Raw genomic sequence first — 15,131 nt, 5'->3', positions numbered from 1 at the left:
TATTTGATGGTTTTATCATGTGAATGAAATAAACCACACAATCTATTTTAGCAAACTTTATTTGAATGTCAAAGTTTGATTATCAAATCATTTGATAATCAAAGTAATTTTTAAAGATATATTGACAGCCTTCATACATCTTGATATAATTTGATGGTCAAATAGTTTGATAATCAAAATTATAATAAATAAAGGAGATTGTGTTTGGCTATAGATTACACAAAAATCAATGGATATCTTACGCATATCTTCAATAATGTTTTAATTATTGAAGAAGCAAGCCTGCAATCGTCACAATTCTCAGATGTTTCAATAAAGGAAATGCACACTATCGATAGCATTGGTGAGGCAAAAGTTACAACGCCAAGTGACATAGCTAAGGATTTGATGGTAACGGTAGGAACCATAACCGTATCCTTAAATCGATTGGAGAAAAAAGGTTATATTGAGCGTTACCGAAGTGAAAGCGACAGACGAGTGGTCAATGTATCCTTGACCAGCCGAGGTAGACTACTTTACCGCCTGCATAAGAAGTTTCACCGGGAGATGGTCAAACGTTTGGTTGCCGGTTTACCGGATGATTCTGTAAAAATCCTCCAAACTGGCTTGGAAAACCTCAATACCTTTTTAGAGGAGATAAAATGACCTTTGCAAGAATAGTAAGTGCAGCCCACTACGCACCAGATCAGCTTGTTAGTAATGATGATTTGGGAAAAATCATGGAGACATCAGATGAGTGGATTGCCAGCAGAACAGGAATTAGAAGGCGTCATATTTCAAGGGATGAAAATACGTCTGATCTAGCAGCTAAGGTTGCAAAAGACCTGCTTGAAAAATCTTCCATCCAGGCTTCGGAGCTTGATTTCATTATCGTTGCGACCATCTCACCAGATGGGAACATGCCAAGTACGGCCTCACTTGTCCAGGCCAAAATTGGAGCAGTGAATGCCTTTGCCTTTGACCTTACAGCAGCCTGTAGTGGCTTTGTCTATGCCTTATCCCTCGCTGATAAGCTCTTAGTAAGTGGCTGCTATCAAAAGGGAGTTGTTATTGGAGCAGAGGTTCTTTCAAAGGTTGTTGACTGGTCAGACAGGACAACTAGTGTTCTCTTTGGTGACGGGGCGGGGGGAGTCTTGCTTGAAGCAAATTCTGAAAGCCCCTTAATCATGGCTGAATCCTTAAAATCTGATGGTAGCCGGGCCATGAGCCTTACTAGTAATTTAACGGCTCCAAGCTCCCCATTTTCATCTGAAAATGACACTGACGATTTATTTTTAAGGATGGATGGTCGGGCAATCTTTGACTTTGCTGTTAGGGATGTACCCAAAAATATTTGTACTAGTTTAGAGGCAGCAGGACTTGATGCAGCTGATGTTGATTATTTTTTAATGCATCAGGCCAATGCAAGGATTTTAGATAAGCTTGCCCGCAAGGTGGGTGTTGATCGCCAAAAATTCCTACAAAACATGCAAGAATATGGTAATACAAGTGCCGCAAGCATTCCCATTCTTCTGTCAGAAGCAGTAGAAGAAGGAATCATCAAATTAGATGGCAGTCAAAGGATTGTTATGACCGGATTTGGTGGAGGCTTGACATGGGGAACACTTGTTGTTAGAATTTAGCCTATATTACTTAAAACACAAATAAAAAACGAATTTATTATTTAAAAAATAGTTGATGTTTTAAGAGTATATAAATAAGAAAAAGAAAAATGGAGAATTAATCATGGCAGTATTTGAAAAAGTTCAAGAAATTATCGTTGAAGAATTAGGTAAAGACGCAAGCGAAATCACATTAGAAACAACATTTGATTCACTTGACGCTGACTCACTTGATATCTTCCAAATTATTAACGAAATTGAAGACGAATACGATATCGCTATTGAAACTGAAGATGGTTTAAATACAGTTGGTGACTTAGTAGCCTTCGTAAATGAAAAAATTGCTGAATAATAAAAAATTCTGAGGACGTGCGAGCGTTCTCAAAATTTTTTATAGCTATAGTTTGATAATCAAACTATTTAATCAAAGGTAATAAAAATAAAAAAATATAATAAATTATGGAAACTAAAATTACTGAATTATTAAACATTGAATATCCAATCTTTCAAGGTGGTATGGCCTGGGTTGCTGATGGAGATTTGGCTGGTGCTGTATCTAAGGCTGGGGGCTTTGGTATTATTGGCGGTGGTAATGCACCAAAGGATATTATCAAAGGACACATTAGACGCATCCGCGAGATTACAGACAAACCATTTGGAGTTAATATCATGCTTCATTCGCCCTTTGTCGATGAGATTGTCGACCTTGTGATTGAAGAAGGTGTAAAGGTTGTAACAACTGGAGCAGGCTCCCCTAAAAAATATATGGAACGCTTCAAAGAAGCTGGAATGGTTGTTATTCCGGTAGTTGCAAGTGTTGCCCAGGCAAAATCAATGGCAAGAATTGGCGTTGATGCCATTGTTGCTGAAGGGATGGAAGCTGGAGGTCACATTGGCCAGCTGACAACCATGACCTTGGTTCGTCAGGTTGCTGACGCAGTTGATTTGCCTGTTATTGCAGCAGGAGGGATTGCTGACGGTAAAGGAATGGCAGCAGCCTTCATGTTAGGAGCTGAAGCTGTTCAACTTGGTACTCGTTTTATTGTTGCCAAGGAGTCAAATGCCCACCAAAACTATAAAGATAAAGTTTTGAAGGCCAAAGACATTTCAACTGTTATTTCAGCAAGTCATTTTGGTCATGCTGTTCGTGCCATCAAAAACCAATTAACTAAGGACTTTGAGGTAGCTGAGCTTGCAGCCTTCAAACAAGAAAATCCTGATTTATCAGTCTTTGAAGAAATGGGAGCTGGAAAACTTCCTGCTTCTGTAATTCACGGGGATGTTGATAATGGTTCAGTTATGGCTGGACAAATAGCTGGTCTTGTTCGTAAGGAAGAAAGTGTTGAGGAAATCATTTTAGATTTATATCAAGGTTTCCAAGCTGAAATAAAAGCAGCTGCTAAGTGGATTGACTAAGTCAACAAGTAAAGTAACAAATAAGCAACAAATAAAGTAACAAAATTAAGGTCCTTTTAAAGACAAGTCTTTTAAATGACCCTATTGATATTGAGGAAAAGATAAGACATGAAAAAAACTGGACTTTTATTTGCAGGTCAAGGAGCTCAAAAGGTGGGAATGGCTCGTGATCTCTATGATAATTTTGATCTTGTAAGAGACACCTATGCTGAGGCTTCTGATATTCTTGGCTATGATTTAAGAGACTTGATTGATGAAGATCCTGAAAAATTAGGAGATACGACCTATACACAGCCTGCAATTCTTACGACTTCAGTTGCAATTTTGCGCCTGCTTAAGGAAAAGGGACTTGATTATCAGATGGTAGCTGGTCTTTCTCTAGGTGAGTATTCTGCCTTAGTTGCAAGTGGTGCCTTAGATTTTAAGAGTGCCTTAGAGCTTGTTGCCAAAAGAGGCCGATTTATGACTGAAGCAGCTCCAGCTGGTTCTGGTAAAATGGTTGCCATTATGAATACAGATCCTGAATTGATTGAAGAAATCTGCTTGAAGGCTTCTGAACAAGGAATTGTAAGTCCTGCAAACTATAATACAAGGGCGCAGATTGTAATCGGCGGGGAAGCTCAAGCAGTTGATAAGGCTTTAGACCTTCTTTCTGCTGAAGGTGTTAAGAGAATGATTCCTCTAAAGGTTTCAGGTCCCTTCCACACAGCAATCCTAAAACCTGCCTCTGAAAAATTAGGTCAGGTTCTTGAAGCAGTTGAGTTTAATCAATTTGATTTACCTTTAATATCAAACACTACTGCCCAGGCCATGGCCTTTGATGATATTAAAAATCTTTTAACCCGTCAGGTTATGGAGCCGGTTAAATTTTACGAATCGGTAGAAGAGATGATTGATCTTGGAGTTAATCACTTCCTAGAAATTGGTCCAGGCAAGGTATTATCAGGTTTCCTTAAAAAGATTGACAAGACAGTTGAAGTTGATCAAGTTGAGGATTTAGCAAGCTTACAAGCATTTTTGGAGAAATAAAAAGTGGAAATTTTAAATAAAAACGTCTTTATCACTGGTTCAAGTCGTGGGATTGGTTTATCCATTGCCCACAAGTTTGCAAAAGCTGGTGCCAACGTTGTTTTAAACGGGCGCTCTCAAATTTCAGAGGAGCTTTTGAATGAATTTAAGGACTATGAAGGTCGTGCTGTAGCTATTTCTGGGGATGTTAGTGATGCAGCTGATGCCAAAAGAATGATTGAAGAAGCAACTGAAGTCCTAGGAAGTGTTGATATTCTAATCAACAATGCAGGAATCACTAATGATAAACTCATGCTTAAGATGACCCTGGCTGACTTTGAGCAAGTTTTAAACATCAACCTGTCAGGTGCCTTTAACATGACTCAAGCAGTTTTAAAACCAATGACCAAGGCTCGTCAAGGTGCCGTTATTAACATGACTTCTGTCGTAGGTCTAATGGGAAATATTGGCCAGGCCAACTATGCTGCTTCTAAGGCAGGTCTTATCGGACTTACAAAATCAGTGGCCCGTGAGGTTGCTGGGCGAAATATCAGGGTAAATGCTATTGCTCCTGGATTTATTGAAAGTGATATGACCGACGTTTTATCTGACAAGGTTAAGGATAGCATGAAGGCTCAAATTCCAATGAAACGTTTCGGAAACCCTTCTGAAGTTGCAGAAGTTGCCTTATTCTTAGCAGGTCAAGAGTACCTTACAGGTCAAACCATCGCAATCGACGGTGGTTTAACCATGCAGTAGAAAATAAGTAGGAGACCCTTGTCTTCTATTCATATTAATAGATTCTATTGGTATAAATAGAAGAGTTTAAACAAACGGTCCTGAAGTAGTTTATTAATTGAGGAGTATGAAGATGACAAATCGCGTAGTTATTACCGGTTATGGTATAACGTCACCTATAGGTAATAGCCCGGAAGAATTTTGGGAGAACCTTTCTGCTGGTAACAGTGGGATTGATGTAATTAAAAAATTTGATGCTAGTGCGACTGGTATCACAGTTGCAGGTGAAATTAAAGATTTTCCCTTTGATAAATATTTTGTCCACAAGGATAAAAAAAGGATGGATACTTACAGCCTTTACGCAGTCTATGCAGCTCTTGAAGCTTTAAAGATGGCTGGTATTGATCCAGATGACAACGACCTTAACCATGACCGTTTCGGTGCCATTATTGGTTCAGGAATCGGAGGGCTACCGGTTATTGAAGAACAGGGTGCAAGACTTGCAACTCGTGGTCCAAAAAGGGTTGCTCCTCTTTTCGTTCCCCTATCAATTGCTAACATGGCTACAGGTAATGTTGCCATTCGTGTTAAAGCTAACGGGGTAAGCCGTGCTGAAGTTACTGCATGTGCTGCTGGTACCAATGCCATCGGATCAGCCTTCCATGAAATCAAAAATGGATATGCAGATATCATGTTAGCAGGTGGAACAGAAGCTGCCATCTGTGAATTCGGAGTGGCAGGGTTTGCCAACCTAACAGCCCTAACAAGTGAAACAGATCCTAAGAGAGCATCAATTCCTTTTGACAAGGATAGATCTGGTTTTGTTCTGGGTGAAGGAGCTGGTGTCCTTGTTCTTGAAAGCCTTGAACATGCTAAAAACCGCGGTGCAAATATTCTTGCAGAGATTGTAGGTTACGGATCAACTAATGATGCCTACCATATGACAACACCATTAACTGATGGTTCAGGAGCTGCTAAGGCTATGAAACTTGCCCTTGATGAGGGTGGTATTGAACCGTCTGAAGTAGGGTACATCAATGCTCACGGTACTTCGACTCAAGCTAATGAACGCGGAGAAGCCCTTGCTATTCATACGGTCTTTGGCGATGATGAAAATGTTTTAGTATCTTCTACTAAAGCTTTAACAGGTCATGCCCTAGGTGGTGCTGGTGGGATTGAAGCTGTTGCAACCCTACAGGCAATCTTAAACCAATACGCTCCAGTTAATGCTGGAACAAAAGAGTTAGATGAAAATACATCAATGATTAATGTTGTTCTTGGTCAAGGCCAGAATCACCATATCAAGTATGCCATCTCAAACTCATTAGGATTCGGTGGACACAATGCCGTAATCGCTCTTAAGAAGTGGGAGGGAGAATAATCATGCCTATGCATATAAATGAGGTTAAGGATTTACTTAACCAGTTTGACAAATCTTCCCTTCGTGAATTCTCTTATTCAACTAATGAATTCAATCTTGCCTTTTCTAAAAATTCGGGCCAGCTTAGCCCATCAAAGTCTTCAACTACAGTAAGTGAAAGAGAATTTGTTGAGGTTCCTCTAGCTCCTGCTAGCTCAGTTAGTCCTGTAGCTAGCGATGCTCCTGCAAGTCCAGAGCTTGTAGTGGTTGAAGAAGCTCTTGAAGGAGAAGCTGTTAAAAGTCCCCTTGTTGGTGTTGCCTACCTAAAACCAGCCCCAGATAAGGATGACTTTATTTCAGTTGGCGATAAGGTTAAAAAAGGACAAACTCTTTTAATTATTGAAGCGATGAAGGTCATGAATGAAATTCCAGCTCCGTGTGACGGTGTTGTAACTGAAATTCTTGTAGCATCAGAGGAGATGGTTGAGTTTGGAGAGGACTTGGTGCGAATCAAATGATTGATATAAATAAAATCAAAGAAGCCCTTCCTCACCGCTATCCCATGCTTTTAGTTGACCGTGTCCTTGAGGTCAGTGAAGATGAGATTACAGCCTTAAAAAATGTTACTATTAATGAACCTTTCTTTAATGGGCATTTTCCTGAATATCCAGTTATGCCAGGTGTTTTAATCATGGAAGCTCTTGCCCAAGCAGCCGGTGTTCTTGAATTATCAAAGGACGAAAACAAGGGGAAATTAGTTTTTTATGCTGGCATGGATAATGTTAAATTTAAAAAGCAAGTTGTTCCCGGTGATCAACTAATCCTCAAGGCTAAATTCATTAAACGCCGTGGTCCGATTGCCGTTGTTGAAGCCCAAGCCTCAGTTGATGGTAAATTAGCCGCAAAGGGTACTTTAACCTTTGCCATTGGTGAATAGGTTGGTGAATCATGTTTAAGAAAATATTAATTGCAAATCGAGGGGAGATTGCAGTAAGGATTATCCGTGCTGCACGCGAACTTGGAATTCAAACAGTTGCCGTCTACTCGGAAGCAGACCGCTATGCCCTTCATACTTTATTAGCTGATGAAGCAGTTTGTATAGGTCCAGCTAAGGCAAGCGAATCTTACCTAAACATGCACCAAATAATTTCAGCTGCAGTTACTTTAAAAGCTGAAGCTATCCATCCAGGTTTTGGATTTTTAAGTGAGAATTCAAAATTTGCTAACCTCTGTGAAGAAGTGGGAATCAAATTTATTGGGCCATCAGCCAAAATTATGGACATGATGGGAGATAAGATTAATGCTCGTAAGCAAATGATTGCGGCCAAAGTCCCTGTTATTCCAGGTTCTGATGGGGAGGTTTACTCAGCCCAAGAGGCCCTTGAAATTGCTGAAAAAATTGGCTACCCAGTCATGCTTAAAGCTTCTGCTGGTGGCGGTGGAAAGGGAATTAGGAAGGTGAATTCTAAGGAAGAACTCGTTCCTAATTTTGCTTCTGCCCAAGCTGAAGCTCAGGCAGCCTTTGGCAACGGAGCCATGTATTTAGAACGTGTTATCTATCCAGCAAGACACATTGAGGTGCAGATTCTAGCAGATGAATTTGGTCGAGTTATCCATCTGGGTGAGCGTGATTGCTCCCTCCAGCGTAACAACCAAAAGGTGCTAGAAGAAGCTCCGTCAGTTGCCATCGGACACAGCCTAAGAAATAAAATAGGTCAAGCGGCAGTAGCTGCTGCCTCATATGTTGGTTATGAAAATGCCGGAACCATTGAATTTTTACTGGATGAAGAATCTGGTGACTTCTATTTCATGGAAATGAATACAAGAATTCAGGTAGAGCATCCCGTAACAGAATTTATAACTGGAGTTGATATCGTTAAGTCTCAAATCAAAATTGCTGCTGGTGAAAGCCTTGATATTCAGCAGGAGGATATTGAGTTCACGGGTCACGCTATTGAATGCCGTATAAATGCTGAAAATCCTAAATTCAACTTTGCCCCAAGTCCTGGTAATATAAGTGGTTTGTACCTTCCGTCAGGTGGGGTTGGCTTGCGAGTTGATTCTGCCATGTACCAGGGTTATACCATCCCTCCTTACTATGACAGTATGATTGCTAAAATAATCGTCCACGGGGAAAATCGTTTTGAGGCATTAATGAAAATGCAAAGGGCTCTTTTTGAGCTTGAAGTTGAAGGCGTTCAAACTAATGCAGACTTCCAACTAGACTTGATCTCAAATGATCAAATTATCGCAGGAGATTATGATACTTCCTTTCTTGGAGAAGTTTTCCTACCTGACTATTTAGAGGGAGAGATTTAAGAAATCATGGCTTTATTTAGCAAAAAAAATAAGTATATTCGGATAAATCCTAACCGTTCAACAATAGATGAAAAGGTAAGTAAGCCTGAAATTCCTGATGAACTTTTTGCCAAATGTCCTGTTTGTAAACATACCATCTACACTAAGGATTTAGGTAAGGAGAAGGTTTGTCCCTTCTGTGGTTATAATTTTAGGATTTCTGCTAAGGAGCGTCTTAAGCTTATCGTTGATAAGGGATCTTTTGAAGAGCTATTTACAGGAATTGAAACAACTGACCCCCTTGATTTTCCGGGCTATCCTGAAAAACTTGCCTTCACTAAAGAAAAGACAGGTCTTGATGAAGCTGTTCTAACTGGCCTTGCAAAAATTAAGGGACAAAAGACAGCCTTAGCCATCATGGACCCAAATTTCATTATGGCCTCAATGGGAATGGTTGTTGGTGAGAAGATTACTAGGCTTTTTGAGCATGCTAAGGCTCAGGGTCTACCGGTTGTCATCTTTACAGCATCAGGTGGAGCTAGGATGCAGGAAGGGATTATGAGCCTGATGCAAATGGCTAAAATATCGGCTGCGGTTAAAAGACATTCAAATGCAGGTTTACTTTATTTAACTGTTCTAACCGACCCAACAACTGGGGGAGTTACAGCGTCTTTTGCCATGCTTGGAGACATAATCTTGGCTGAGCCGCAAAGTCTTGTTGGTTTTGCAGGTCGGAGGGTTATTGAACAGACTGTACGTGAAAATTTACCTGAAGATTTCCAGAAGGCGGAATTTTTACAGGAAAAAGGTTTCGTTGATAAGATTGTTAGAAGGAAAGATCTAGCTAGTACTATCGGAAAAATCCTGCACCTACATTCCTAAAGCTAAGTTTAGAGGAGAGAAAAATGCCCGAAAATGCTAATAAAATTGTTCAGCTGGCAAGAAGTCAAGATAGACTGACCATGCTTGACTATGCTGAACAGCTTTTTGATGACTTTATCGAATTCCACGGGGACCGTAATTTTAGGGATGATGGTGCCATTGTTGGTGGGATTGCAAGCCTTTCTGGTCGTCCAGTAACCATTATTGGAATCCAAAAGGGAAAGAGCCTACAGGATAATTTAAACTGTAATTTTGGCCAACCTCATCCAGAAGGTTACCGTAAGGCCCTACGTTTGATGAAGCAGGCTGAAAAATTCAACCGTCCTGTTATTACCTTTATTAATACGGCAGGAGCCTTCCCTGGACTTGGTGCCGAGGAGCGTGGTCAGGGTGAGGCCATTGCAAGAAACCTTTTAGAAATGAGTGATCTAAAGGTTCCAGTTATTGCTATAATAACTGGTGAAGGAGGATCTGGTGGAGCCCTAGCCCTTGCTGTAGCAGATAGGGTCTGGATGCTTGAAAATGCTGTCTATAGCATTCTCTCACCAGAAGGATTTGCGACCATCCTTTGGAAGGACGTAAGCCGTGCCCCTGAAGCTGCCAAGCTCCTTAAGATAACTTCTAGTGACCTTTTGGCTAATGGAGTAGTGGATAAGATTATTCCGGAAGAAAGAACGATTTATACCCTTAAAGAAGCATTAATTTCTGAACTTGAGCTTCTTTCTGCCTTAAGTCCTGAAGAGCTTGTTGAAAAACGTTATCAAAGATTTAGAAAATACTAAAAGAAGATAGATGGATGATTATCCGTCTATTTTTTTGTTTGAGCTTGAGCTTTTAGCTGACAATTTTCATAAAATCCTATAAGCTTTTTCTTGAAGAGATTACTTACCGGGAGGGAAAAGATGCCGATTACAGTAAATATTTACTACAAGGGGGCAAATGGGACTCCTAAAAAATTTGCCCAGGAAATGATTGATAGGGGTCTGGTTGATTTAATTAGAAGTAAGGAGGGGAACTTACGGTATGAGTATTTCATTCCCTTTGAAGAAGAAGACAGCATTCTTTTGATTGACCAGTGGACCAATCAAGAGGCCCTTGATTTACACCACAAAAGTTCCCTCATGGATCAAATAATATCCTTAAGGGACAAGTACGGGCTTAGCATGGAAGTTGAAAGATATGTTGCTGATGAGGAGGGGATTCCATTATTTGATCAACAATTTATCAAATAATGGAATCAAGCGGATAATTCCTTGAAATTTTCATTTTATTCCTAGTGTTTTTCATGTGACTTACATTCACAATCTTTTGACCACACCATTTAATTATGTTAAAATGTTAAGGTGTGGTTAAGGATACTTTTCCATATAGAATTTAACAATGAGGTGTAATAAGATGGTTGGTGTTATTGCTGCTATCCTTTGCGCTGTAATTGGTTTGATTGCAGGTTTTATCTTGCGCAACATTCATCTGAATAAAGATCAGCTTACTGCTGAAACATTGATAGAGAGTGCTGAGAGTAAAGCTAATGATTTAATCCTTGCCGCTAAGCGTGATGCTGAAAATACAAAAAATGAAGCCCGCTTGGTAATTACTGAAGAGGGTCAAAATTATCGCTTAAGAATTGAAAAAGAATTTGAAGAAAATAGACAAGAACTTAAAAAACAAGAGGATCGTCTAAAACAGCGGGAAGCTTTACTAGACCGCAAGGACGATGCTTTGACTCAAAAGGAATTGAACCTTGATTCAAAAGAAGATAATCTTAAGCACAAGACGCAACAAATTAAACAGCGCGAAAGAGAAGTAGAGAAGTTAGATGAAATAAAACAGGAGACTCTGGAGCAGGTGGCCAAGCTTTCGACTGAGGAAGCTCGGGATATTGTTCTTAAAGAGACTGAAGGTTTATTGACAAGAGATCTAGCTCAAATGGTTCGTGCTAGCGAAGTGAAGGCTACGGCTGAAGCTGATAAGCGAGCAAAGGATATTTTAGCCCTTGCCATGCAAAGGGTTAGTGGAGACTTTGTAAGCGAGCAGACAGTTTCAGTGGTCACTCTTCCAAATGATGAGATGAAGGGTCGAATTATCGGACGAGAGGGCCGTAATATTCGTGCCTTTGAATCCTTGACAGGGATTGATGTAATTATTGATGACACACCTGAGGCTGTTGTCCTGTCAGGTTTTGATCCCATCAGACGGGAAATTGCCCGTCTGACCTTGGAACAACTTGTCCAGGACGGCCGAATCCATCCAGCTCGAATTGAAGAGCTGGTTGAGAAAAACCGTAAAGAAATCGATAAAAAAATTGTCGAGTACGGGGAGCAGGCAGCTTTTGAAGTAGGTGCCCACACCCTTCATCCTGATATTATTAAAATTATGGGTCGCCTGCACTTTAGGACAAGTTATGGACAGAATGTTCTTAACCATTCAATTGAAGTCGCAAATCTTTCAGGAGCTCTAGCTGGTGAGATGGGTGAGAATATTGCCCTTGCCAAGCGAGCAGGTTTCCTCCATGACATCGGAAAGGCTCTTGATCATGAGATTGAGGGAAGTCACGTTGAAATTGGGGTGGAACTTGCTAAAAAATACAAGGAAAATCCGGTTGTTATTAATACCATTGCCAGTCACCACGGGGACACAGAGCCTACCAGTGTGATTGCCCTTTTAGTAGCTGCAGCCGATGCCTTGAGTGCGGCCCGTCCGGGAGCCCGCCGTGAGTCGATTGAAAATTACATTAAAAGGCTTCAAAAGCTTGAAGAAATTTCAAATGATTTTGACGGAGTTGATTCAAGTTTTGCCATCCAGGCTGGACGAGAAATTCGTGTCCTAGTCAATCCAGGTAAAATTAATGATGACCAGGCAGTTATTTTGTCTCATAAGATTAAGCAAAAAATTGAAGAAGACATGGACTATCCAGGGAACATTAAGGTTACGGTTATTAGAGAAACTAGGGCCATTGACTATGCAAAATAAAAATAGAAGCTAAGAGCTTCTATTTTTTTAATTTAACAGACTTTTTAATATGTTTTTCTAAGCTACTAGTTTATAATGGGTGAGGAGGATACAAGAGATGACTGATAGAATAAAACTTTTTCAACATAATACCTTAAGTGCCCTAATGTCTGGTCTTTATGCGGGAAATTTGACAATTGGTGAACTATTAACGCATGGGGATTTTGGGATTGGAACGATTGATTCAATCGATGGTGAGCTGATTGTTTTAGATGGTAAGGCCTTTCAGGCCAAGGGAGATAAGACAATTACAGAGCTTTCTGATGACTCCTTGGTGCCTTATGCTGCCGTTATTTTCCACACCCCTGAGGTCATTGGAATTGAAAGAAGTGAGATAACAAGCACTAATTTGGCCCAAAAAATGGAAAGCTACTTTGAAGGTTTTAATCTCTTTAGGTCGATTAAGGTTGAAGGACTTTTTAAGGAGATGAAGGTCAGGATGATAACTCGCTCAGAGAGTGGGAGGCGTTTTGCCAGTGTTGCCAAAAATCAACCTGAATACACTGAAGAAAATGTTCGCGGTACCATCGTAGGAATTTGGACACCTGAAATGTTCCACGGGGTAAGTCTTGCAGGTTTCCACCTTCATTTTATCTCAGATGACCGTACTTTTGGTGGCCATGTCATGAGCTATATTTTGGAGGAAGGTCGCTTTGAATTGGGGCCTGTCCATGTTCTTGAGCAGAACTTTCCAACCAATGATAAGAACTTCCTTTTGGCTGACTTAGATGTTGAAAGACTCAAGGAAGATATTAATATGAGTGAATAAAAAAGAGCCTCAGACTACTGGTCTGGGCTCTCTTTTTGTGGAGTTGGCTCAATTAGACTCATCTTAATGTACTGTTCGAGGAGAAGGTTTTGGGCAACTACATTTTGCTCATATTTGACAAAGGCTACGGTTCTAAGGTAAAGGCCTGAGGCTGCTAGGTCTTGAATACCCAAGTAAATGGGTTTTTCCAGGAAGATATCCTTATTTTCCTCGTAGATTTTTTCATTAATGGCTAAGACTTGATTTTTAATGTAGTCGGGATTATTGATATTAGGTGTTGGTAAATCGACAAATACCTTGTAGTCTTGTTTGGAAAAATTCCTGATGCTTTGGATATTATGGTTGGGAACATAGATGGTTGCCCCATTACAGTCGATAATGGTAAGGCTTCTAATCCCTACAGATTCAACGTACCCTATGGCTGGTGGCATGTTGACAATGGATATATAATCCCCAACATTGGCCTGATTTTCAAAGATGATAAAGAAGCCAGTGATAATATCTGAGAGTAGGTCGTGACCGATCAAAGATAGGACAACCCCAAAAAAACCAGCTCCAGCTAACAGCTTACTTGTTGGAATTCCTACAATATCAAGAATGGTGTAGACATATAAAAAGAGGGTTACATATTGGAGGGCACTTAAGGAAATCCTTGAAAAGGTCATGGTCCAAGCAGTATCTGACCAAGATTTTTTGGCATAGTTTTTGAAAAATTGCTCGATTATTTTACGGCAGAGCTTGTAGAGAATGTAAAATAAAAGGGTAGTAATGATTAGGTGAAATGCCTTTAAGCCTAGAAATTCGATTAATTTTTTCCAATCAGTATGTTTAAATAAGTCCATGCTTTCTCTATTTTCTCCTAAATATTCTGAATTTTTTCATAAATTCTTGTAATATAGTAAAATTTGTTTTAGAATTATCAAAACGATTATATCAAAAAAGTAGGAGGATATGAAATGACAGCAAATATTGATTGGGATAATCTAGGGTTTGAATATAGGGAACTTCCCTTTCGTTATATTTCAAGATTTAAGGACGGAGCTTGGGATGCGGGTCATCTAACGGAGGATGCTGTCCTACACATAGATGAGTCAAGTACAGCCATCCACTACGGCCAGCAAGGTTTTGAGGGCTTAAAGGCTTACCGGACAAAGGATGGTTCAATCAATCTATTTAGGCCTGACAAGAATGCTGAAAGGCTTCAGCAGACTGCAAGACGCCTGATGATGGCAGAAGTTCCAACGGAAAAATTCATCGACGCTGTCATGCAGGTTGTAAGGGCAAATGAAGACTTTATCCCCCCTTATGGGACAGGCGGAACCCTTTATCTTCGTCCTCTCTTGATTGGGGTAGGAAATGCCATTGGAATCCATCCAGCACCTGAGTATATCTTTACAGTTTTTGCCATGCCTGTTGGGAATTATTTCAAGAGTGGACTTCAGCCTAATAACTTTCTTGTGTCTTATGACTATGATAGGGCAGCTCCTTACGGGACGGGTTCAGCCAAGGTTGGTGGAAACTATGCTGCAAGCCTAGTTCCTGGAGCTGTTGCAAAGGATATGGGCTTTAGTGATGTAATCTATCTGGATCCTGCCACCCACACAAAAATCGAAGAGGTGGGAAGTGCCAATTTCTTTGGGATTACCAAGAACAATGAGTTTATAACTCCTTTGAGTCCTTCAATTCTACCAAGTATCACCAAGTACTCCCTTCTTTATCTAGCAGAAAATCGCTTGGGACTTAAGGCTCTTGAAGGTGACGTTTTTGTTGATAATTTAGATGATTTTAAGGAAGCAGGTGCCTGTGGGACTGCTGCCATTATTGCTCCAATTGGGGGAATACAAAATAAGGATGACTTCCATGTCTTCCATAGTACAGAAGAGGTAGGACCCATAACCAAGAAGCTTTATGAGGAACTTACTGGCATTCAATTTGGAGATGTAGAAGCTCCTGAAGGCTGGATTTACAAGGTTAAATAAAAGATTAAAAAGAGGGACAGATGCCCCTCTTTTATTTTTCCAAGCTTGAAAATTTATTAGATTTCCTGTAG

General features: G+C 40.2%; 17 protein-coding genes. 16 read left to right on the top strand and 1 reads right to left on the bottom strand.

The window, feature by feature from the left end:
- Window positions 1-210: 210 nt before the first annotated feature.
- The 15 genes from OZX68_04310 to budA all read left to right on the top strand — a co-directional run bounded on the left by OZX68_04310 (window position 211) and on the right by budA (window position 13,081).
- Entirely contained in the window at window positions 211-645 is a 435-nt protein-coding gene (locus OZX68_04310; GenBank protein ID WEV61375.1) for a MarR family transcriptional regulator, read from the top strand.
- Window positions 642-1,622, top strand: coding sequence for a ketoacyl-ACP synthase III (locus tag OZX68_04305; GenBank protein WEV60152.1), 981 nt, complete (start codon window positions 642-644; stop codon window positions 1,620-1,622). Before OZX68_04310 ends, OZX68_04305 begins: the two co-directional genes overlap by 4 nt.
- Before the next feature lie 103 nt (window positions 1,623-1,725).
- The gene (locus tag OZX68_04300; GenBank protein ID WEV60151.1) at window positions 1,726-1,953 is read left to right on the top strand and encodes an acyl carrier protein; all 228 of its coding nucleotides are present in this window, start codon (window positions 1,726-1,728) and stop codon (window positions 1,951-1,953) included.
- A gap of 107 nt (window positions 1,954-2,060) precedes the next feature.
- On the top strand, window positions 2,061-3,017 hold the full coding sequence (gene fabK / locus OZX68_04295; protein WEV60150.1) for an enoyl-[acyl-carrier-protein] reductase FabK: 957 nt from the start codon (window positions 2,061-2,063) through the stop codon (window positions 3,015-3,017).
- 108 nt (window positions 3,018-3,125) lie between these two features.
- On the top strand, window positions 3,126-4,046 hold the full coding sequence (gene fabD / locus OZX68_04290) for an ACP S-malonyltransferase (protein WEV60149.1): 921 nt from the start codon (window positions 3,126-3,128) through the stop codon (window positions 4,044-4,046).
- 3 nt (window positions 4,047-4,049) lie between these two features.
- Window positions 4,050-4,784 (top strand): 3-oxoacyl-[acyl-carrier-protein] reductase, encoded by a 735-nt coding sequence (gene fabG, locus OZX68_04285; protein WEV60148.1) that lies wholly within the window; start codon window positions 4,050-4,052, stop codon window positions 4,782-4,784.
- 112 nt (window positions 4,785-4,896) lie between these two features.
- Window positions 4,897-6,144 carry a beta-ketoacyl-ACP synthase II gene (gene fabF, locus OZX68_04280; GenBank protein WEV60147.1) on the top strand — a complete coding sequence of 416 codons (1,248 nt, stop codon included), beginning with the start codon at window positions 4,897-4,899 and terminating at the stop codon, window positions 6,142-6,144.
- 8 nt (window positions 6,145-6,152) lie between these two features.
- Window positions 6,153-6,641, top strand: coding sequence for an acetyl-CoA carboxylase biotin carboxyl carrier protein (gene accB / locus OZX68_04275; protein ID WEV61374.1), 489 nt, complete (start codon window positions 6,153-6,155; stop codon window positions 6,639-6,641).
- Window positions 6,638-7,060: a 3-hydroxyacyl-ACP dehydratase FabZ gene (gene fabZ, locus OZX68_04270; protein WEV60146.1), complete on the top strand. Its 423-nt coding sequence runs from the start codon at window positions 6,638-6,640 to the stop codon at window positions 7,058-7,060. The genes accB and fabZ overlap by 4 nt, the downstream gene beginning before the upstream one ends.
- 11 nt (window positions 7,061-7,071) lie before the next feature.
- Entirely contained in the window at window positions 7,072-8,442 is a 1,371-nt protein-coding gene (accC, locus tag OZX68_04265) for an acetyl-CoA carboxylase biotin carboxylase subunit (protein ID WEV60145.1), read from the top strand.
- 6 nt (window positions 8,443-8,448) lie between these two features.
- Window positions 8,449-9,303: an acetyl-CoA carboxylase, carboxyltransferase subunit beta gene (gene accD / locus OZX68_04260; GenBank protein ID WEV60144.1), complete on the top strand. Its 855-nt coding sequence runs from the start codon at window positions 8,449-8,451 to the stop codon at window positions 9,301-9,303.
- Between the two features lie 23 nt (window positions 9,304-9,326).
- Entirely contained in the window at window positions 9,327-10,085 is a 759-nt protein-coding gene (locus OZX68_04255) for an acetyl-CoA carboxylase carboxyl transferase subunit alpha (protein ID WEV60143.1), read from the top strand.
- Window positions 10,086-10,205: 120 nt separating this feature from the next.
- The gene (locus tag OZX68_04250) at window positions 10,206-10,535 is read left to right on the top strand and encodes a putative quinol monooxygenase (GenBank protein ID WEV60142.1); all 330 of its coding nucleotides are present in this window, start codon (window positions 10,206-10,208) and stop codon (window positions 10,533-10,535) included.
- A 148-nt stretch (window positions 10,536-10,683) separates the two neighbouring features.
- Window positions 10,684-12,273: a ribonuclease Y gene (rny, locus tag OZX68_04245; GenBank protein WEV60141.1), complete on the top strand. Its 1,590-nt coding sequence runs from the start codon at window positions 10,684-10,686 to the stop codon at window positions 12,271-12,273.
- 97 nt (window positions 12,274-12,370) lie between these two features.
- Window positions 12,371-13,081 (top strand): acetolactate decarboxylase, encoded by a 711-nt coding sequence (gene budA / locus OZX68_04240; GenBank protein WEV60140.1) that lies wholly within the window; start codon window positions 12,371-12,373, stop codon window positions 13,079-13,081.
- A 14-nt stretch (window positions 13,082-13,095) separates the two neighbouring features.
- On the opposite strand, the gene OZX68_04235 is transcribed toward budA, so the two are convergent.
- Window positions 13,096-13,923 carry a mechanosensitive ion channel gene (locus OZX68_04235; GenBank protein ID WEV60139.1) on the bottom strand — a complete coding sequence of 276 codons (828 nt, stop codon included), beginning with the start codon at window positions 13,921-13,923 and terminating at the stop codon, window positions 13,096-13,098.
- Window positions 13,924-14,037: 114 nt separating this feature from the next.
- On the opposite strand from OZX68_04235, the gene OZX68_04230 reads away from it, so the two are divergent.
- Complete coding sequence (locus tag OZX68_04230; GenBank protein WEV60138.1) at window positions 14,038-15,060, top strand: branched-chain amino acid aminotransferase; 1,023 nt, start codon at window positions 14,038-14,040, stop codon at window positions 15,058-15,060.
- Window positions 15,061-15,131 lie beyond the last annotated feature (71 nt).

This window comes from Streptococcaceae bacterium ESL0729 (genome assembly GCA_029391995.1).
Taxonomy (GTDB): domain Bacteria; phylum Bacillota; class Bacilli; order Lactobacillales; family Streptococcaceae; genus Floricoccus.
The sequence above is the reverse complement of the archived record's forward strand: the minus strand, read 5'-3'. Positions and strand labels throughout refer to the sequence as shown.